The sequence below is a fragment of the Streptomyces lydicus genome (genome assembly GCF_000717345.1).
In the GTDB taxonomy this organism is placed as follows: domain Bacteria; phylum Actinomycetota; class Actinomycetes; order Streptomycetales; family Streptomycetaceae; genus Streptomyces; species Streptomyces lydicus.
The window spans coordinates 168,609-187,820 of the sequence record NZ_JNZA01000002.1 but is presented as its reverse complement, the minus strand read 5'-3'; the positions used below and the strand labels follow the sequence as shown (position 1 = coordinate 187,820).

Here is a 19,212-nt window from a genome sequence, read left to right as displayed (position 1 = left end):
GTCAGTTGCCTCCGAGCCGGAAATGCAGCAGGCGGGTTTCCACGGCGTGGTCGCGCCAAATGCGGAACAGTTTGCCGTGCGCGAGGGCGCTCTGCTGGAGCCGTTCGCGAGACCACGATGCCTGTTCGCCGCCCTGCTCCAGGCGCGTCAGTTCAGCCGTGTTCCAGGCCATGGACTGGAGCCAGAACTCGCTGACTCCGTCCGTGACGTCCTCGTCCTGTTCCAGCTCGAAGCCGGCGGCCTCAGCGGCGTGGATGTACTCGGTGAGGGTGCCGAGCCGCGTCTTGTAGTAGTCGTCGATCCAGTCCGTCCATTCCGGACGGCAGATGAAGTGCTCCTGGATGCCGAACCACCCCCCGGGCCGCAGGGCCCTCGCCACCACCTGAAACAGCCGCTTGCGGTCCATGTAGCCTGAACTTTCTATGGCGTACGCGGCGTCGTAGCGGCGCTCGTGGGTCATATCGTGGATGTCGCCGACACGAGGGGCGACGCGGCCGGAAACACCCGCCTGCCGGGCGAGCTCTCTGATGACTGGTATGTGGTCGTTCGCGACGGTGAGACCAGTGACGTTCGCGCCATGTTCTTGCGCCCAGTAGAGGCTGCCGCCGCCCAGCCCGCAACCGACGTCGAGCAGGTGTGCAGGGAAGGACTGGCCGACCGCCCAGGTGCGTGCGGCGTGGTCGAGAATCGCTTCCTGGGAGCTGACGATCCGGTTCTTGAGGACCCGCTGGGAGACGGTCGTGTTGAGCTTGACCGCCGGATCGAACAGGCCCACGTGGAAGTGGACCCGGGGCCCTGGACCGTACTTGTGAAGTATGTCCTGGGTCTTGCGTGCGTAGTAACGCGGCACTTCCGTGTCATCGAACGTCGGTTCATGTGCGCGCGACTGAGTGACGGGGTGAGCGTTCATCGGTTCTCCGGATTGTCATCTGATCCACTCGGGGGGCCGGGCCACACTGCCCGCGACTGGCCGGAATGATGCCATCGCGCAGCGTACATCCGGACGTTGGTATTCAGTTGTGATCAGCAACGATCCTCCCCATGCTCCGGTCACGCCACATCGCTGACGGATCTGACGCGACGAGGGAGTCGCGTGGAGGGATCACCGCGGACGGCGGGCGGCGGAGGGTCTTTCATGCATGCGGATCACACAACGGAGCGCCGGCCGCGGTGTGTTGGGGCGGCCGGCGCTCGCAAGGGTCTGGGCATCAAGGGCTCCGATGCCGTGATCACACCCTCATCGGTGTTCGGGGTTTTCGTAGTCGTGGCGGCAGCCGGCGTCCCATGCGGTGCGCTGGTTGCCGTAGGCGGGGATGCCGCCGGCGTCCTTGAGTGTTCTGGCCACGTGCAGCAGGTTCCAGGTCATGAAGGTGGTGTTGCGGTTGGTGAAGTCGTTGTCCGGGCCGCCCGAGCCGGGGTCGAGGTAGGAGGGGCCCGGGCCCGCCTCGCCGATCCAGCCGGCGTCGGCCTGAGGGGGGATGGTGTAGCCGAGGTGCTGGAGGCTGTAGAGGACGTTCATGGCGCAGTGCTTGACGCCGTCCTCGTTGCCGGTGATCAGACACCCGCCGACCCGCCCGTAGTAGGCGTACTGTCCCGACTCGTTGAGGAGGCTGGAGCAGGCGTAGAGACGTTCAATGACCCGCTTCGTCACCGAGCTGTTGTCGCCCAGCCAGATGGGGCCGGCCAGCACGAGGATGTCGGCTGCCATGACCTGTTCGTACAGCCCCGGCCAGGCGTCGGTCTGCCAGCCGTGTTCGGTCATGTCCGGCCAGACGCCGGTGGCGATGTCATGGTCGACGGCCCGTACGACATCGACGTGGACACCCTGCGCTTCCATGATGCCCACGCTGCGGTCGATGAGCCCTTGGGTGTTGCTCCGCTCCGGTGACCGTTTGAGCGTGCAGTTGAACACGAGGGCCCGCAGGTCGTCGTAGCGCGCCGGAGGCAGGTCGGTGGAAGGCGACTGGGCGGCGGACACGGTGCACTCCCGGGGGTCCCGCCACCGTGCGGTTCACGGCGGCACAGAGCTGCCCATCGTGCTGGTCCGGCCGCCGCTCCAGCTACCGCGGCACGGCCCGTTCGCCGACGACCACCCCGACAGTCGAATGCCGGGCGCCCCTGGTCCGTGCGCCGTTTGTGCGGGACGGCCCGGCGGTGTCACCGCCGGGCCGCGTGGGTCATTCGTCAGGCTGTCGTGCGGGGCGGAGGGCGGTGTGCCGGAGGCGTGGTCGTCGGCCCCGGCGCCGCAGCGCAGGCGCCGGCCGCGCAGGTGGTGAGCCAGGCGTCGAAGTCGGCGTCGTAGCGGGTGCCGATATCGGTGCTGTAGACGGCGTAGCCGCCGGCGTAGTCGCCGGTACGGAAGTGCCCGAGCATGGTGGCGACGTCCGAGGGGTGCTTCTCGACCATGTAGCGGGCCGCGAGGTAGCCCCAGGGGTAGGTGCGGGTGACGTCGCTGTTGTCGTAGGTGCTCTGGAACAGCGTGCTCAGCGCGTATGTGTGCTTGCCTGCCTCGGTGACCGCCTCGGCGTCGGTGACGTGGCGGTAGCTGTACGAGACGTACTCGGCGAGGCCCTCGATCCACCAGATGTCCGGGACCGACGTCTGCCGGCCGAAGTCGCCCTTCATGTCGTCACGGGCGTCGAGGTAGTGCGTGTACTCGTGGTTGAGGTTCCAGATGCGGGCCGGGAAGCCGTCGTCGGAGTCCTTCTGGTACATGATGGACAGGGGCTGGTTGTCGGGTTTGGCCGGGTCCCCGACCAGGGTGATGCCGCCGTTGTCGGTGTCGACGCCGAAGATGGCCCCGGCGTAGGTCCGGTAGTCGTTGCGACTGCCGAAGACGACGAGCTGGACGGTGGATTCGTACTGGCCGGGTATCGGGCCGTCGTCCTTCACCAGGTCGTGGAAGTACGGGCCTTGGGCCAGGATGCTGGCGCAGGTCGCATCGAGTTCCTCGGGGGTCAGCGACTGCGCCCGGACGGTGTGCGTCGCATCGCAGGCGCGGGTGATCGGCAGTGCCGCCTCGGTCAGCCGGCCGGGCAGGTCGCAGGCGCCGTAGTACGAGCAGTTGGCCTTGTCGTAGGCGTCGGCCTGGGAAGCGACGGTGACCCAGAGTGGTGCGGTCGGGCCGGTGATCTTCGAGGCGTCCAGCAGACCCTTCATGAGCGGCCGGACCCTGTCCTGGAGGGCGGGGTGCTCGACGTACCGCGCGACGTTCATCCCCGCGTTGGAGTCGAGGTAGGAATTGCCGGTGCCCAGCAGGTCCAGGTGGTCGAGCGCGAAGGAGTGGAGGGTGTCGATGATGCTCGGGTCGGCGGTCACCGCGCTGACGTAGTCGGGGTTCCAGTTCCCGCGCCAGAGAGGCGTGTAGACGTCGTTGACGGCCGCCAGCATGCTGGGGATGGTGTCGTAGGAGCTGTTGTACCCGCCGAGCACCTGCTTGTAGGTGCTCAGATAGCGGGCCTGTTCGTCGGCGCTGTCCGTGAGGATGAGGACCTCGCCCAGGACGTCACCGTTGCCCGAAGTGACGTCCCGTGAATGCGAGTTGGCGAAGAAGGCGTCCAGGCCGCTCCGGGTGGCCGCGGCCAGGGTCGGGCCGTAGGTCCCGACATCGTCCGGATGGTTGGACTGCACGTAATAGCCGGCGCGCAGGAAGAGCACGAGCTGCCACACGTTGTCAGAGTTGTCACCGGGGTACGTCGTCGCCCCGCTCTGAAAGGCGTTGGCGAGGGTGACCATCTGGTCCTCGCGGAAAACGTCGTGCGCGTCTTTGCCGGTGACGCTGAACAGGGTGTTGACGCAGTCCGTGGTCGCGGCTTTGACGAACGTGACCAGTTCGGATCCGGTCCGGCTGCCGAAATCGGACGGACTGCAGGAGGCTGTGGGGTGGTGCTTTCCGCCCTTGTGCCGTGCCGCCGCAGTCGAAGAAATGGGGGGATTCTTCGCGCTGAGCGGGCGGAGTCGGGCGACGCCGAGCGGTCGGCCCTGCAGTGCGGGCCTTTCGTTCGTGTCTGTTGCCGGGCCGGTCGGGGGCACGGCGTGGGGGACGGGCGGGGACGCGGTTACGGGCCGGACGGTGGCCGCGTGCGGGGCCGCCTGTGCGGGCGCGGCCTGTGCGGGCGCAGCCAGCAGGCCGGCCGTGGCGACGCAGGCGGCCAGGCCGCCGGTCAGAGATCTGGGCAGGGGGAGGCGGTAGCGCATCCGTGCTCCTTTGTGGGCAGATGCGCCTCGAGGTCGATCTGAGGCGTGTGTGGCACCTTCTCAGCGCATGCGACGGGCAACAATAAGGTGTGACATAGCACTTGAGCTGAACGCGCCATAACATCCGGGTGGCGGAGGCGGTAGTCCGGCCAGCCCTGCTCCCGCGGCTGCTCGGCGGTGGCAGAGGGCGTCGACGGAGAGGATGTCGACGGAGGGGGCGTCGACGGAGAGGACGTCGATGCGGGAACGTCGAGTCCTCACTCCATGGCTCCGGCGCTGATACCGCAACGCCGCCGGAGCGCTCAGCTAGCGCCGGGCCACGCTCCAGGTCCGTGCGGCCCACGTGCGGAAGTGCGGCGACTGCGCGATGAGAGCGCGGTATGCCGCCGCGGCGGAGGCGAAAAGCGTGTCCCCCACCTCGTCGTCGAGGCTCTCGCGTCGCCAGGCCAGCACGTAGCGGCACCACAGGGGAGTGCCGATCAGCGGTCTGACGAGGACGCCGGGGATCGGCCGGAGCGTCGCTTGCACGATGGAGACCCCGATGCCTTCGCCGATCATGTTCTGCAACTGCTGCTGATCGCCCAGGAATTCATGGACCGCCGCCGGGGTGAAACCGGCCGCGCGGCAGGCGGCGTAGAACACTCCCGGCCAGCCCGCCCCGTCGTCCGGGGTCAGGAACCACGCGTCGTCGGCCAGGTCGGCCAGTGCCACCTCCCGGCAGTGCCGGAGCCGGTGCCCGGCCGGCAGGGCGACGAAGGACGGCTCGGTGACGATCCCGCGGTGCGCCACGGCGGCCGAGTGCCGCAGTTCGAGCCCGGGGTAGTCCGCGGCGACCGCGGCGTCCAGCTCACCCTGCTCCAGGAGTTCGACGATCTCCGAGGACGGATACACACTGCTCACCGTGAGCGCCAGGTCGGGCAGCCGGCTGCGGAGCCGGATGAGCATGCCGGCGAGAACCGGGGTGTTGGTCGCGGCCAGCCGCAGGGGGCGGGGCGTTCTCGCGCCGTCTGCGGCCGGCCGGCGCCCGATCGCGGCCGCGCGGGCCAGGACGTCACGGGCCTGGGCGAGGACTTCTGTGCCGTACCGCGTCAGCTCCACGCCCGAGGAGTTCCGCTCGAACAGCGTGTGGCCGAAGTACTGCTCGATGCGCTGGAGTTGGGTGCTCATGGCTGGCTGCGAGTACCCCAGGTCCGACGCGGCCCGGCCCACACTCCCGGCATCGGCGATCGCACACAGCACCCTCAGATGCCGAAGCTCCAGCTCCATGCCCACGCTCCTCCCGTCCACGCCGCCGTGCCCGAACCGCCCGGAGCCACGGAGTGACGTGCCGACCCCGGTTACGCGACCCTCGTCCTACCGTTCGACAGGGAAGCGCACTCATCATGCCCACGCCATCCTTCTCGCGGTGGGCGCGGTGGCCCGGAACGTTCTCCTGGGCTGCCGTATCAGGGCTTCGGCGTAGTCGTGCGAGGTGCGTTTTGTGATCACGTAGTGCGTCGCCGTCGACGCTGGCCAGCGGTCGGCGCACCGTCGATTCCGCCGGCACCAGCCGCCCAGGCAGCAGCGGATCACGACGGATACCGAGGCGTTCGAGCACGCAGGTCGGGGCGTCGGCGATTCACTCCATGCCTGGATCCGCACCTAGCCGAGTGCCGGAGGGTGCTCGGCTGGACGGCGTCCCCAGGCCGAGATCAGCGGCGCGAGTGTCAGGTCGAGTTCGCCCGCGTGGATGGCGGCCAGGTGTGCGTCGATCTCGGCGTCGTCGGCCAGGCCGGCCGCGAGCAGCTCGCCGCGCACGTGCCTGATGGTCGCCGCCTCCAGCCGGTCGCAGGCCGGCCCGCCGACCGGGAAAGAGCCCCTCGCGGCGACATCTACCAAGCCGGCCGCACGCAATGCCCGCGGCAGTGTCCGGCCGTAGCGCAGGTCCGCGCCGCGGCGCGACAGCAGCTCCCGGACCGCGTCGCGCAGCCGGTTGGCCCGCCGCTGCGCAGGGCCGCTGTCGTCCAGGCATGCCAGTGGCTGCAGAGCGGTATCGGCGTCCTCGACCAGCAGCCAGCCGCCGGGCCGTAGCGCTGCCACCATCGTGGCCAACGCCCGGGCCCGGTCGGGTACATGGACCAGCACGAGCCGGGCGTGCACCAGATCGAACGTCCCCGGCTCCGGGGGCGGATCAGCGGCGACGTCGTGCCGGCGCACCTCGTACCCGTCGCCTGCCTTCAGCCACGACGGATCGATGTCCGTGGCCAGCACGTGCCCGGTCGGACCGACGGCCGCCGCGAGCGCCTCCGGGATACCGGGGCCACCGGCCCCCACTTCCCAGCAGCGCGAGCCAGCCCTGACCCCCAGTCGATCGAAGTGCCCGCGCGTCACACCATCGAACAGCTCGGCCAGCCAAACGAATCGCTCGCCCGCCTCGGCGCGCGCGTTGTCCAGCAGGTACCCGCGAGCGGGAGCGGACTCTCCACCGAGCGCGGGAGTCCCGTTTATCGGATCCGGTCGGCTACCGACGTGCGGCGGGCGGGGCGAGGAGGTCATGACTACATGGTCAACCTTCCCGGGCCACCAGCGCCATGACGACGGGAGCGGGATGTCTCACACAGCCAGTGAACCCCGCACGTACAGCGCGGTTTCTGCACCGTGGCGTGCTTTCTGAGCCTCGGTTACCACCCAGACCTCCATTCCAGAGCTCGGAATATGCGGATGGGGGGCCGAGGGAAATATGCGTTCCTGGCGTTTCTGTCTGAATGAATTGCCCTCCAGAGCATTAACCGTTACCGGCTTCTGGTCACACCCTGGCCGATGCGGAGATTGAAGAGGCGTGTCGGAGGGCTGGCGACGGGTTTACCTCTGTGGCGTGGCGACGGAGCGGCGCGCGGAAAGAGCGGCATGATGCCGGCTGGGCGTGATGCTTTTCGAACTCGACGACGACACCGTGGAGAGAGCTATGGGCCAGGCCGTCACCAGTGAAGATGCCTCGACACAGGCGGAAACTTCTACACCGTATATCTTCACCGATTGGCTGCCGTGGTACCAAGGGATCGATCGCGCGGTGGGCACGTCCGATCTCGCCTTCGATACCGCTCTGCCGGTCGCGCGCAAGCAGAACGTCAATGTGCTGCGCGTCGACCTGCAGAACTCGGGTGTCTCCTTCTGCACCACCCCGGCGGGCGGGATGTACCAGACAATCGGCGACACGGTTACCGGGTTTCTGAGCGCGAACCCGACCGTGATGGTCGCGATCAACGCGAACTTCTCCTGGTACGACACGGATGCCGTCGGCGGAAATTTCGCGCTGATGGGGCTGGCCATCTCGCAGGGGAATGTCGTGTGCGATCCCAGGGTCCCGGCGCCGCAGCCCACTCCGAAGCAGACTGCCGACGTGCCGAACGACACCTACGCCGGTGCGATGGCGATGCTGATCTCGCGGGAGAACGGGGTGACGTTCCAACTCGTCACGCAAGCCGATCCGAACTGGCCGTCGGACACGTACACGGCGATCGCGGGCAGCCCGAACCCGGGCGAAGGCTGGCCGCCTCAGCCGTACGTGCCGGGGCAGCCGCTTCTTCTGGTCGACAACGGGGTCAACCAGGCGACACCCGAGGCGTGTCCCACCGAGAGGATCGCCGGGCGCACCGCTGTCGGCGCGAGCGCCGACGGGCAGTACCTGTACCTCGTCACGCTCGATGGCTGTGAGAACGCCGCGTGGCCCAACGGAGGGGCCTTCTACGACATCGCGCAGTGGCTGATCATCGCCGGCGCGTCCACCGGGCTCAATCTCGACGGCGGTGGCTCCACCGCGATGGCATGCCGCGACGGCAACAACAATCCGATCCTGATGAACGTCCCGTACGGCGCCGAGTCGTTCCCGGGCGTCCAGCGCGCCGTCGGGAATTTCTTCGGCGTGATCACGCAGCCGCTGTCGTAGTCGTGCCGAGTGACCGAACTCGTTGCGCCAGGGCTTCCGCGAACGCGGGTGGCGTACGCGAAGGGCCCGTGCCGGTCGCGCCCCCGGCACGGGCCCCTCGTGTTGCGGTAGGTCAGGCGGGCGTAGGCAATTCCGCTGCCTGGCCCGGGTGCGGAGCGTGCGGTCGTAGGGCCCGCTCGGCGAGGAAGCCGAAGATCACGCCGAAGGCGGTCCACAGCAGTGCCTGAATGCCGAGCGAGGCGAGACGGAACTGCCACAGCACGGTGGCCGGGAAGTCCTTGGGCGTTTCGTTGACCGCGGGAAGGAACGCCATGGCCAGCGCGATGACCGCGAGGAAACCCGCAGCCGAGGCGAGGGTGGCGTTCCAGTTGCCGAACCGTCCGGCCAGGCGGCGGCCGACAATCACCGCGCCGACGCCGACCAGCACGGTCAACGCGATCATCCCGAAGTACAGCGCGGTGCGCTTGCCGATGGTGTCGGGCTCGTTGGACCCCGGTGGATTGGCCGGGTACTTCAAGAACGGCACCAGGTAGACGGTGACGAAGGCGCTGACGGCGATGAGGGCGGCGGTCGCCCGTGCCCCGAATCGGCCGATGCGCCCCAGGGCGCAGCAGAACGCCAGCGCGGCGATCCCGCCCACCGCGGTGCCGAACACCAGCACCGCGGTGGCCAGGCCACCAGTGGACTGCACCGCACGGCTGACGAGTTCCATCTCGTGCTCGTGGGTGTGGGCGTCCTCGTAGGCGATGCCCGCGTTCACTCCCGGCTCGCCGATGAGGTAGGCCAGCCCGAAGGCCAGCAGACCCGCGGCCAGGCCGGCCAGCATGCCGCGGACCAGCAGCGTACGGACGGTGGCGGAATTCATGGGTCTGTCCCGCCCGTCGTCAGTGGCAGGGGAATCCGAGCAGGTGCCGGCCATCGTGCACCCACTCGTGGACGCCCGCGCCGGAGAGAAGGGAGGTGGCGCCCTGCTCGGCGCCGACGAAGTACAGCAGGACCAGCATCAGCAGGCCGAAGAACGCCGCCCAGGGCAGAATCGCCCGGATGGGCAGCTTCGTCACGGCCGGCGAGGACAGGGGGGCAGGGGCGGCTGCGGTGTGAGCCACGGCGGTACCTCCTCGGGAACACGCGTCCCGTTCGTTGGAGCACGCGACGACGGCGCCGGGTCTGACTCACTGAACAACTCCTCGTGGTGCGAGGGTCGTACAGCACACAGTGGCGCGACCGTGCCGGGTTTGCACCGGACTTCCGTTCGCACCGTCGTCCTATCGCATCAGACGGTACCGGCAGCGACCCATACAAGCCAAGATGGCCTGCCTCTCTTCCTGCTGCCCCCGAGCCCCACCCTCGGGGCAGGGCCTAGCCTTCCGCCCATGACGATCAGGCTGACCTTGCTCACCCCGGCCCCCGGGCCCGCCTTGCGCGAGGCGCGGGTGGATGACGACGGCCCGTTGGACGAGCGCGGCCGGCAGCAGGCCCGCGCGATCGCCGGTGACCTGCCGCCGGCCGACCGCCACCTCTCCGGCCCGAGCCGGCGCTGCCGGGAAACCGCCGCCGCCCTCGGCGTGGACCCCGCGGTCGACTCCGCGCTGCGCGACCTCGACCTGGGCACCTGGCGCGGCCGCACCCTCGACGAACTGGCCACCACCGATCCGGCCGCGATGGCAGCCTGGACCACCGACCCCGCCGCCGCGCCCCACGGCGGCGAATCCATCGACCAGTTGTGCCGGCGCATCGCCGACTGGATGGAGCAGCTGCCCGCCGACACCGGCCGCGTCCTGGCCCTCGCGGACCCCTCCGTGGCCCGCGCCGCCGTCGTCCACGCGCTGACGGCGCCCCCGTACGCGTTCTGGCGCATCGACCTGCGGCCGCTCACCCCCGTCCACCTCACGGGCCGGGCCGACCGCTGGAACCTCCGACTCGGGTGAGGGTGCTCGTCCCCGGCGGGGGCCAGGTGTCCCGCGGATACGGGGTAGGGGTATCGTCCTCCCTTGTTGTCATCCCTAGTCGTCGTCCTCGCGCGCTGCGGCGTCGGCGCGCACAGAGATCAGAGAAGGGCCGCCTCGTGGACCGCCCGATGGACCGCACCGGAACGCCGAGCAGGCCGTCCGTGGCCCGGCTCATGGCGGTGTGCGTCGTCCTCGTGGGGCTGTTCCTGATGCATGGGTCGCCGGCTTCGGCTGCCGGCGGGTGCCACGGGGCGATGGCCGGAGCCATGCCCGGGGCACACGGGGCACACGGGGCGCCCGCTGCGAGCGGCTCGCACGCGGAAGCGCTGCCGACAGGGCACCGCACCGACAGCTCCCCTCTGGCCTCGTCCGGCCCCACCGGCACACTGTGCGTCTCAACCCCCGCACAGCAATCCCTGCCACTGCCGGCACTCGGCGCGCTGGCTGCCGGCGGCCTCGGGGTGTGGGACTCCCTCGGCCGACGGCTGACCGCTGCGGTCACGCGGTGGAGAGGGCCGCCCAGAGGCGGGCGAGGAGTGCTGCTGCGCGTGTGCGTCACGCGGACGTGACAGGTGCCTGACGGACCCGGACTCCTCCCGGGCCCGCTACGGCGTCCTGTTCACCCGCGCACCCCCCAGCGTGGTGCGCTTCCCTCGAAAGTCTCTCGCGATGTCCCTCGTTTCCCGCTCGTCCGCACGCCGCCGCCGCATCACGGTCGCTGCCTCCCTCGGCGGCGCCCTCGCGCTGGCATTGACCGCGTGCGGCTCCCCCACCTCGCACGACTCGTCGATGCCGGGAAGGGATACGCCGTCCTCCGTGGCGTCCACGGCCCAGGGCACCCACCACGGTGACTCCGCCATGCCCGGCATGACCATGAACACCGGGGACGGCCTGGTCACCAAGAAGGACGGCTACACGCTGGCCGCGAAGGCCGCCACGCTGCCCACCGGAAAAGCAACCAGCTACCGGTTCGCCATCACCGGCCCGGACACCAGGCCGGTCACCGACTTCGCCGTCGAGCAGACCAAGCGCCTGCACTTCTACGCCATCCGCTCCGACCTTACGGGCTTCCAGCACGTCCACCCCACCATGGCCGACGACGGCACCTGGACCGCCGGCCTCGGCGCGCTCCGGCCCGGCTCCTGGCGGCTGTTCGCCCAGTTCACGCCGCGGACCGGCGCGGGCAAGGGGCAGGACTTCGTGCTCAGCCGCACCGTCACCGTGCCCGGCTCGGCAGCCACCACCGTCCTGCCGAAGGCATCCACGACCGCCACCGTCGACGGCTACACCGTCACCGTGCAGGGTGAGCTGATGGCCGGTATGGCCCACCCCCTGACCGTGACCGTCAGCAAGGACGGCAAGCCGGTCACCGACCTTCAGCCGTACCTGGGCACCTATGCGCACCTGACCGCCTTCCACGAAGGTGATCAAGCCTTTGCCCACCTCCACCCGGAGAACAAGGTGGAGGGGCGCCGCGGAGGGCCCAGCCTGTCCTTCCACGCCGAGCTGGCCAAGTCCGGCAACTGGCGGCTGTTCCTGCAGTTCCGGACCGCGGGCACGCTCCACACCGCCGCCCTCACCCTGCGTGTGAGCTGAATCCGTCCGCGGAGGCGCCGCTGTTCCGTCGGCGTCTCCGCGGGCCCGCTCTCCGGTCAATATTCATGTGAAGCGGGCGAGTTGGGCCGGTAGGCTCGTTCGGCCTCGCACCCTGACTCGTCCGTGCAGCGGTGCTTCATCCGAATCGTTCACGTTGAAAAAAATGAACCTGAAGGTCGAAAGCGCAGCTGAAGATCCGCCCGACGCGGTCGGCAGTCCCTTTGGGCTGCCGGCGTTCCGATGGTTCTTCGCGGGACGGCTCGTCTCGCTGCTGGGTAGTGCGATGACACCGGTGGCGTTGTCCCTTTCGGTGCTCAATGCGTCGAACAGTGCCCGTGACATGGGGGCGGTGCTGACCGCCAACACCGTCCCGCTCATCGTTTTCACCCTGGCCGGCGGCGTTGTCGGTGACCGGTTCTCGCGACGCCTGGTGCTCCTCGTCTCCCACCTCGGTGCCGCGGTGACGCAAGCGGCCGTCGCATTCCTGCTGCTCTCCGGGAACTACGACCTCGGATCCTTGATCCTGCTGGAGGCCCTCAACGGAACGACGGCGGCCTTCACGAATCCGGCCCTGCGCGGCATCGTGCCGGACCTCGTCCCCACGTCCGGGATTCAGCGGGCGAATTCCGCTCTCGGATCGGCGAAGAACGCCGCGAAAGTGCTGGGGCCGACCGTTGCGGCCACCATCGTCACCACCGGAGGCGGTGGCTGGGCCATTTCCCTCGATGCCGCCACCTACTTCGTCGCGGCGCTCTGCATGGCCCGGCTGAAGGTGACCGGTAATGCGCCGCCCCGCAAGGCCGGTATCTTGCTGTCCCTGCGTGAGGGCTGGACGGAATTCAGGTCGAGAACCTGGGTGTGGACGATCGTCGCGACCTTCGGCATGGCGAACTGCATTCAGGTCGGCATCTGGACCGTGCTCGGCCCGCTGATCGCCAAGGAGCGCATCGGCGAGACCTCCTGGGGGCTCGTCCTCAGCGTCAGAGCGGCCGGCGTGCTGCTCATGGCCGTACTGATGTACCGGATCACCTTGAAACGCCTGCTCCCCGTGGCGCAGACCTGCGCGGCGCTGATCGGCCTTCCGCTGATCGCGCTGGGACTGGTGACGAACGTGTACTGGCTCGCCGCCGCCACCTTTGTCGCGGGGCTGAGTTCCGGCTTTTACAGCGTTGCCTGGGACAGCACACTGCAGGAGCAGATCCCGAGGAATGTCATCGCCCGGATCTCGTCGTACGACAATCTCGGTTCCTTCATCGCCATCCCCCTGGGACAACTCTCCGCCGCCCCCCTGGCGAACGCGTTCGGGGCTCCCTCTGTGGCACTGCTCGGCGGCTTCTTGTGGATCACCCTCACCCTCTGCCCCCTCGCGGTCCCTTCGGTACGGGGAATGCGGTCGCGGTCCTCGTAGCGCACACGGGGTGCTACCACTTCTTCTCGTCGAGCCCGGCCCGCCGAGCGCGGGCCGGCTCGTCCGCACCGGCCTTGGCCCTCCGTCCTTCCAGGCCCTTCCGCTGGGGGCTTCATGAGCGAGGCGCCTCAGAAGCGACGGGCTGACTCCTCCGCGTGGGCCATGCGCCGCAGGCTCAGCAGTACCGGTTCGTAGAGCACCGTCAGCGCGACGGCCGCCTCGATCTGCCCGGACGGGGCCGGCTGCTCCTCGACCATGTCCAGGGTGACCGCCAGTTGCGCTGCCAGCCGCCCGTACGGCAGCAATTGCTCGGTGTCGCAGGGGTAGCCGAGCCGGACCAGCGCGGCGACGGAGTCGATGAGCCGCCGGTGGGCGGGATTGAGCATGTCCAGGCCACGACCGGAGGACCAGCCCAGCCGCTCCAGCAGCGCCTCCACCGAGCGGCGGGCGGTCCGCACCGCCGGGTCGTCCTCGGCCGGCGCCTCGGCGCAGGGCAGCGCCCGGGTTGCCGCGCCCAGCCGCAGGTGGTGGTCCAGCGACTCGTCCTCCGCGGCGGCGATCACCTCGCGCGCGGCGGCCACCGGAACCCCCGCCGATCTGGATCAGCGCCCGCACCAGGCGCAGCCGCCGCAGATGGTCCTCCCCGTACTCGGCCTGACGGCGGTGGGCTGGAGGCATCCCTCGTCGTCATCGCCATCGGCGCGGGGTCGCTCGGTCTGAACTACGTCAACCACGCCGGATTCTGGCTGGTGAAGGAGTCCTTCGGGATGGACCTGGTGGTCAGCAGCCGGCCGGCTCCCGGGTGAGCACGGGGCGGACCTTGGTGAGCATGAGGTCGAGGAACTGGTCGGGGTGGCGGAAGGACGCGAAGTGGCCGGCGTCCCGGATGAGGGTGAAGTCCTTGACGGGCGCGGTGATGTCGTCGAGGAACCGCCGGGCCGGCTCGGGCGGGGTGAGGACGTCCTGGTCGCCCTGGAAGACGAAGACCGGGAGGCGGAATGAGGTGCCTTCGGTGCGCTCGTCGATGGACAGGGCCTGCGGTCCGAGCTGTTCGGCGAAGGTCATGCCCTTCAGGTAGGTGGGCAGCTCGCGGAGAGTGTGGAGCGGGGAGAACCACAGGGAGCGGATCACCACGGTCTTCATGGTGTCGTAGGTCAGCGGGTCGGTGGTGACGACGATCTTGTTGTACTGCGACCATTGCTGGGCACTCCAGGTGGTGGCGTCCGGATCCATGGCGGTGACGGTGGCGAGTTCCTTGCGCTTGCCCGCCGCGCGCAGTCGCTCGCACAGGGCGTGGTGGGTTCCCCGGTCGCGCCCGCCCGCGACGATGTTCTGGTCGGTCCCGACGTAGGCCGAGTAGAGCTCGGGGTGGCTGCGGGCCAGGCGGAGCCCGATGACGGTGCCGAAGGAATTGGCGACCAGGATCACCTTGCTGACGCCGAGCCGGGCGCGTACGTGCTCGGTCACCTCCACGGCGTCGCGCTCCAGCCGGGCCAGGCTCATCTCGCCCTGCCCGGCCGGGCCGCCGCGGCCGAAGGTCTTACCGGCGCCGGGCATGTCCCACCGCACGACGGTGAAGTGCTTCTCCCAGGACCGCGTACGCGGCGCGAAGATGAGGTTGGAGGCCCCGGGGCCGCCGTGGACCTCCAGGATCACGGGGTTGCGGCGGTCCTCGCCGCGGAGGGACACGTACTGGTCGATGCCGCCGATCCGGACGAAGCCGGATTCGTTGATGCCCTCGGGAGACGAGATGCGCAGGTGTCGCGTGTGGGCGGCGCGCTTGAGCTGCCGGTAACCCAGCAGGCCGGCGGCGGGACCGGCGACGACGGCGGTGGCGGAAGCGGTGATGATGGTGCCAAGCATGGCGTTCCCCCTAAACTGTTTACTGCATCAGCAATTGAATTTACGGTATATACAGTGAGCGTGGATGTCAACGCGTCTGCCGCTGAACGCCGTTGAGAAGGAGAACCGACATGGCCAGGAACCAAAAGGCCAAGGAGACGCGGGATGCGGGTGCGAGCATCGCGCTGCTGTGGGGTGAGCAGGATCAGCCCACCCGGGGGCCCAAGCCCAGCCTCACGCCCGCCCGTATCGCGCAGGCCGCCGTGGCGCTGGCCGACGCCGAGGGCCTGGACGCCGTCTCCATGAACAAGGTCGCCGCCACCTTCGACGTCTCGGCGATGGCGCTGTACCGCTATGTCCCCGGCAAGGGCGAACTCGTCGACCTCATGATCGAGTCCATCCTCGCCGGGCGGCCCGACCTGTCGGTGGCGGGGGAGGACTGGCGGGCTCAGGTGACGGAGTGGGCCCGCCAGTGTTTGCGCGTCTACCAGGGCCACTCCTGGCTGCTCGCGGCCACCGCGATGCGCCGCCAGGCGATGGGCCCCCAGCAGCTCGGCTGGCTGGACGCCGCGCTCGCGGCACTGGAGCCGACCGGGCTGACCGCGGCCCAGCGGCACCACGTCTTCCTTCTCGTCGTCGGCCTGGTCCGCAACCTCGCTCAGCAGTCACTCGACTTCGACGCGGAGCGGGACCGGGAGTGGAACCGCCTCACCGGCGAGTTGCTGGAGCGGCACGCCGACCGTTTTCCCGCCCTCACCAAGGCCCTCGCCGACGGTGGCTTCGTGCCCGATACCGACCCGCTCGCCTTCGGTGTGGACTGCATTCTGGACGGCGTGCAGGCCCTCATCGACCGTTCCGGGGCTACGTCGTCCTGAGGGGCTGATGACCTGATGTTTTGAAGGCGTGACGTACCCAGGGGTCTTCTAGCTGGTGCTCAGCCCGGCGTCACCGGGGCCTCGCGGATCGTCTGCACGGCGGCGTGGGCCACCCGGCCGATCGTCTCGTCGAGGTCGGCGGGGCGGGCGTGGAGGTCCCGCGCCGTGGCGAAGACGGCCAGCGCGTACCGGTGGCCGTCCGGGTACCGGACCACGCCCGCCTCCATGTGCACGCCGGGCAGCGTGCCCGATTTGGCGGCCACGGTCACCGGTGGCGGGAAGCCGGAGGCCAGCCGGGTGGACGACAACTGCCGGGTCATCAGGCGGCGGACGGCGGCGCAGGCGTCGGCCGGGCCGGCCCGGTCGTGCCAGATCAGACCGAGCAGCCGGGTCATGTCGCGGGCGGTGCTGGAGGTGGTGCGCCGCGGGTCGAAGACGCTCAGCGAGCGACGTCGTTCGGTAGGGGACAGGGCGCGGTAGCGGGCGGCGAACTCCCGGTCGTCGCGCGCCCCGAGGTCGGCGTACATGCTGCGCAGCAGATGCCGCGGACCACCGAGGAACCTTGTCCGGTCCAGGCCGAGTTCCGCGACGAGCATCCCGACCGCGTCCCCGCCCACCCGGCGGACGATCGCGTCGGCGGCGGTGTTGTCGCTCAGCGACATGGCGAAGTAGGCGCAGTCGCGGAGGGAGATTTCCACGTCGTCGGCACAGCCCGCGATTCCCCAGCCGCCGAGCCGGTCCTCGGAGCGGATGGTGAGGTGCGCTCCCGGGTCGAGCTGGCCGGAGGCCGCCTGCCTGGCGAACTCCAGGACGATGAGGATCTTCGCGACGGACGCGATGACCACCTGCTGGTCGGCCGCGACGGCCACGTCACCGCCGGTGTCGAGGTCTACGGCGTGGAGCTGTATGTCGGCGTCCGCCCGCGCCAGTTCGGCGCCGAGCCGGCCGGGGATCAGGAGGTGGTCTGACACGCCGCCACGCTAGCGTGAGGGCCGTGGATCTTCAGCGGCACCTTCGTCACTTCCTCGCGGTGGCAGACGCGTTGCACTTCGGCCGGGCGGCCGAGGAGCTGGGGATGGCGCAGCCGCCGCTGAGTCAGTCGATCCGGCGGCTGGAGCGCGAGCTGGAGGTGGAGCTGTTCGACCGCTCGGGTCGGCGGGTGGCCCTGACGGCCGCCGGGCAGGCGCTGGTGCCGGAGGCACGCGCGATGCTGGCGGCCGACCGGCGGCTGCGGGCGAGGATGGCCGAGGTCCGCGCGGCCGCCGCCCGGCCTCCGTTGCGGGTGGGGCTGGTGCCGGAAACGCCGGCGTCCGTGGTGCGTGAATTGCTGGTCGGCCTCACGGAGCAGGCGCCGGACGGGGAGGTGGAACTGCGGGAGATCCCCGGCGCGGAGCAGCTGCGGATGCTGCTGGACGGGCGCCTGGACGTGGGGCTTCTCCGCCATCCGGTGGCCGAGCCGGAACTGCGGACCGTTCCGGTGGCCGAGGAACGGCTCGGGGTGGTGCTGCCCCGTCTCTCCGCGCTGGCCCGGCAACCACAGGTGGCGCTGGGCGAGTTGGCCGGACACGACCTGGTCCTCTTCCCGCGCCGGACGTCCCCGGAGTGGCACGACGAGGTGCTGGCGCGGTGCGGGCAGGGCGGTTACGTCCCGGAGCGGGTGCGTGCGGCGGAGAGCGCGGAGGTGCTGCTGGCGCTGGTGGTGGCCGGACGCGGGGTGGGCCTCCTGGCCGAGGAAGCCGCACGGCACGAGCCGCGAGTGGTCTGGCGGCGGCTGGCCGGGGAACCGTTGCAGGGCCGGGTCTTCGCGGTCCGGCCGACGCGTTCGGCGCATCCCCTGGCCGCGCGTTTCGCGGAGGTGGTGGCCCGGGCGCAGTCGGACAGCGGCAGCGGCAGTGGCAGCGGCCGGCCGGGGACGGTCGGGAACCTCCCGGGGCTGGCCGGTATCGGGGACTCCACGGGGCCTTGGGCGGTCGTCTACGACGCGTAGCTGGGGGCTCGGGCGAGCGTCCACGAGGCGTGGCGGGGGGCTCGGGCGAGCGTCCATGAGGCGTGGCCGGGGCCTCCGGCCGGTTCGACCGGCGTCAGTCCGTATGCGTCAGTCCCTGTGCGTCAGTTCGCCCTCGCGGCCGCGGTGACCTGCGCTGATATGCGTTCGCCTATCGGTCGGGCGGCTGCTGCGTCTTGGACAGCGGGCCTGGCCGGCTGCTGAGGTGAGGCCGTCAGAGATCGTCCCCCTGGACGGCGGCGCCTCGCCCACTGACCGCTGCCCGCCGGTCCGGGGCCCGGCGGCCCCAAGTCGCCGCGTGCGGGGGCGAACTACCCGCCCATCCCGCGCACTTCACCCACCCCAAGGAGCCCTCCATGTGTCTGACGTGTGCCACGCCGACCGGGACCGTGACCCGGCGGAGCATCTTCAGGACGGCCGCCGGAGCTGCCGGAGCGGCCGCGTTCACGTCCGGCGCCGCCCCGGCCTCAGATGCCCGCGCCACCGGGGCGGTGCCGCGGCGAGGGGCCGGGGTCCGATTGCGGTGGCTGGGGGTCGCGGGCTGGGAGATGACGTTCGGCGGGCACCGCTTGCTCGTTGACCCGTATCTGACCCGCCAGCCCTACCAAGATGCGCAGGGCAAGATGGACCTGGCCAAAACGCTCCAGGTGAACGCACGGATCATCGACTGGGTGCTGGAGCGCTACCTGACCGCCGCCCCCGAGTTCGTTCTCGTCACCCACGGCCACTTCGACCATCTTGCCGACGTCGCACCCCTGTTGAACCATCCGAAGTGGCGGCACGAGCAGGTCCGAGTGCTCGGTGGTGAGACGCATCTCAACCTGCTCAGAGCGCTCGGCGTGCCGGCGTCGCGGACGGACGACCTCCTCCTCGTCACGGGCGGCGAGCACCTCCGCCACCCCCTGCGGAGCGCCGAATCCCCCCGACCCGCCTACACGATCGAGGTCTTCCGCAGCCTGCACAGCCAGGTGGGCGGCTACGGCTTCGCGCCCACCGGCACGCTGACGCAACCACCCGCCGCCCCGAGCACGATCGGCGATCTGGTGGAGGGCGGCTCGCTCGGCTACCAGATCACCGTGGGCAGCGGGCCGCGGGTGATGTTCCTCAGCGGCACCGCCAACTTCGTCGAACGCGAGGTCGCGGGGGCCCGGCCCGACGTGCTCGTCCTGGGCGCCAGTGGCAACGCGGCGGTGTACGACTACTTCGAGCGCGTGCTGAAGGCGCTCGGCTGGCCGCGTGTCGTCGTCCCCAGCCACCATGACGACATGGTCACGCCGTTGGACGATCCGCGGGTGCACGACGGCGTCAACCGGCAGGTCGTCGACACGCTCCAGGACGTCCTGGGGGACCGGGGGCGGGTGCTCGACCCCCGTCACCTGGAGGTGCTGGAACTGCCGGGGTGAGACCGGCCGGCA

Annotated in this window: 18 protein-coding genes; 8 read left to right on the top strand and 10 right to left on the bottom strand. The window is 70.0% G+C overall.

The window, feature by feature from the left end:
- Nucleotide 1: 1 nt before the first annotated feature.
- The 5 genes from OO62_RS02335 to OO62_RS02315 all read right to left on the bottom strand — a co-directional run bounded on the left by OO62_RS02335 (nt 2) and on the right by OO62_RS02315 (nt 6,732).
- Nucleotides 2-910, bottom strand: coding sequence for a methyltransferase domain-containing protein (locus OO62_RS02335; RefSeq protein WP_033265415.1), 909 nt, complete (start codon nt 908-910; stop codon nt 2-4).
- A 327-nt stretch (nt 911-1,237) separates the two neighbouring features.
- Complete coding sequence (locus OO62_RS02330) at nt 1,238-1,978, bottom strand: flavodoxin family protein (protein ID WP_051732556.1); 741 nt, start codon at nt 1,976-1,978, stop codon at nt 1,238-1,240.
- Between the two features lie 206 nt (nt 1,979-2,184).
- The gene (locus tag OO62_RS02325) at nt 2,185-4,197 is read right to left on the bottom strand and encodes a collagenase (protein ID WP_033265414.1); all 2,013 of its coding nucleotides are present in this window, start codon (nt 4,195-4,197) and stop codon (nt 2,185-2,187) included.
- 306 nt (nt 4,198-4,503) lie between these two features.
- Entirely contained in the window at nt 4,504-5,463 is a 960-nt protein-coding gene (locus OO62_RS02320) for a LysR family transcriptional regulator (protein WP_033265413.1), read from the bottom strand.
- 375 nt (nt 5,464-5,838) lie between these two features.
- The gene (locus OO62_RS02315) at nt 5,839-6,732 is read right to left on the bottom strand and encodes a methyltransferase domain-containing protein (RefSeq protein WP_078616984.1); all 894 of its coding nucleotides are present in this window, start codon (nt 6,730-6,732) and stop codon (nt 5,839-5,841) included.
- Nucleotides 6,733-7,102: 370 nt separating this feature from the next.
- Here OO62_RS02315 and OO62_RS02310 point away from each other — a divergent pair, with 370 nt between their 5' ends.
- Nucleotides 7,103-8,122, top strand: coding sequence for a phosphodiester glycosidase family protein (locus tag OO62_RS02310; RefSeq protein ID WP_078616983.1), 1,020 nt, complete (start codon nt 7,103-7,105; stop codon nt 8,120-8,122).
- Nucleotides 8,123-8,234: 112 nt separating this feature from the next.
- Here the strand turns inward: OO62_RS02310 and OO62_RS02305 are convergent, their stop codons facing one another.
- The gene (locus OO62_RS02305; RefSeq protein WP_033265411.1) at nt 8,235-8,987 is read right to left on the bottom strand and encodes a CbtA family protein; all 753 of its coding nucleotides are present in this window, start codon (nt 8,985-8,987) and stop codon (nt 8,235-8,237) included.
- Between the two features lie 19 nt (nt 8,988-9,006).
- On the bottom strand, nt 9,007-9,228 hold the full coding sequence (locus OO62_RS02300; protein WP_051732555.1) for a CbtB domain-containing protein: 222 nt from the start codon (nt 9,226-9,228) through the stop codon (nt 9,007-9,009).
- Nucleotides 9,229-9,495: 267 nt separating this feature from the next.
- Between OO62_RS02300 and OO62_RS02295 the strand changes: the two genes are divergently transcribed.
- The 3 genes from OO62_RS02295 (at nt 9,496) to OO62_RS02285 (ending at nt 13,075) form a co-directional block, all read left to right on the top strand.
- Complete coding sequence (locus OO62_RS02295) at nt 9,496-10,050, top strand: histidine phosphatase family protein (RefSeq protein WP_033265410.1); 555 nt, start codon at nt 9,496-9,498, stop codon at nt 10,048-10,050.
- 690 nt (nt 10,051-10,740) lie between these two features.
- Nucleotides 10,741-11,667 (top strand): hypothetical protein, encoded by a 927-nt coding sequence (locus OO62_RS02290; RefSeq protein WP_033265409.1) that lies wholly within the window; start codon nt 10,741-10,743, stop codon nt 11,665-11,667.
- A gap of 163 nt (nt 11,668-11,830) precedes the next feature.
- A complete protein-coding gene (locus OO62_RS02285) occupies nt 11,831-13,075 on the top strand; it encodes an MFS transporter (RefSeq protein WP_078616982.1) in 1,245 nt (414 codons plus the stop codon).
- A 128-nt stretch (nt 13,076-13,203) separates the two neighbouring features.
- Here the strand turns inward: OO62_RS02285 and OO62_RS36320 are convergent, their stop codons facing one another.
- Entirely contained in the window at nt 13,204-13,656 is a 453-nt protein-coding gene (locus OO62_RS36320) for a transcriptional regulator (protein ID WP_323135828.1), read from the bottom strand.
- On the opposite strand from OO62_RS36320, the gene OO62_RS41650 reads away from it, so the two are divergent.
- The gene (locus OO62_RS41650; protein WP_398781586.1) at nt 13,600-13,881 is read left to right on the top strand and encodes a GntT/GntP/DsdX family permease; all 282 of its coding nucleotides are present in this window, start codon (nt 13,600-13,602) and stop codon (nt 13,879-13,881) included. The two genes, OO62_RS36320 and OO62_RS41650, sit on opposite strands and share 57 nt — an antisense overlap.
- Here OO62_RS41650 and OO62_RS02275 read toward each other — a convergent pair.
- Nucleotides 13,856-14,938 (bottom strand): alpha/beta fold hydrolase, encoded by a 1,083-nt coding sequence (locus OO62_RS02275; RefSeq protein ID WP_033265408.1) that lies wholly within the window; start codon nt 14,936-14,938, stop codon nt 13,856-13,858. The two genes, OO62_RS41650 and OO62_RS02275, sit on opposite strands and share 26 nt — an antisense overlap.
- 110 nt (nt 14,939-15,048) lie before the next feature.
- Between OO62_RS02275 and OO62_RS02270 the strand changes: the two genes are divergently transcribed.
- Entirely contained in the window at nt 15,049-15,792 is a 744-nt protein-coding gene (locus tag OO62_RS02270) for a TetR/AcrR family transcriptional regulator C-terminal domain-containing protein (protein ID WP_033265407.1), read from the top strand.
- Between the two features lie 59 nt (nt 15,793-15,851).
- Here the strand turns inward: OO62_RS02270 and OO62_RS02265 are convergent, their stop codons facing one another.
- Nucleotides 15,852-16,763 (bottom strand): serine hydrolase, encoded by a 912-nt coding sequence (locus tag OO62_RS02265; RefSeq protein WP_228332584.1) that lies wholly within the window; start codon nt 16,761-16,763, stop codon nt 15,852-15,854.
- Nucleotides 16,764-16,786: 23 nt separating this feature from the next.
- Between OO62_RS02265 and OO62_RS02260 the strand changes: the two genes are divergently transcribed.
- Complete coding sequence (locus OO62_RS02260; protein ID WP_033265551.1) at nt 16,787-17,779, top strand: LysR family transcriptional regulator; 993 nt, start codon at nt 16,787-16,789, stop codon at nt 17,777-17,779.
- A 536-nt stretch (nt 17,780-18,315) separates the two neighbouring features.
- Nucleotides 18,316-19,200: an MBL fold metallo-hydrolase gene (locus OO62_RS02255; RefSeq protein ID WP_157850125.1), complete on the top strand. Its 885-nt coding sequence runs from the start codon at nt 18,316-18,318 to the stop codon at nt 19,198-19,200.
- Nucleotides 19,201-19,212: the final 12 nt, after the last annotated feature.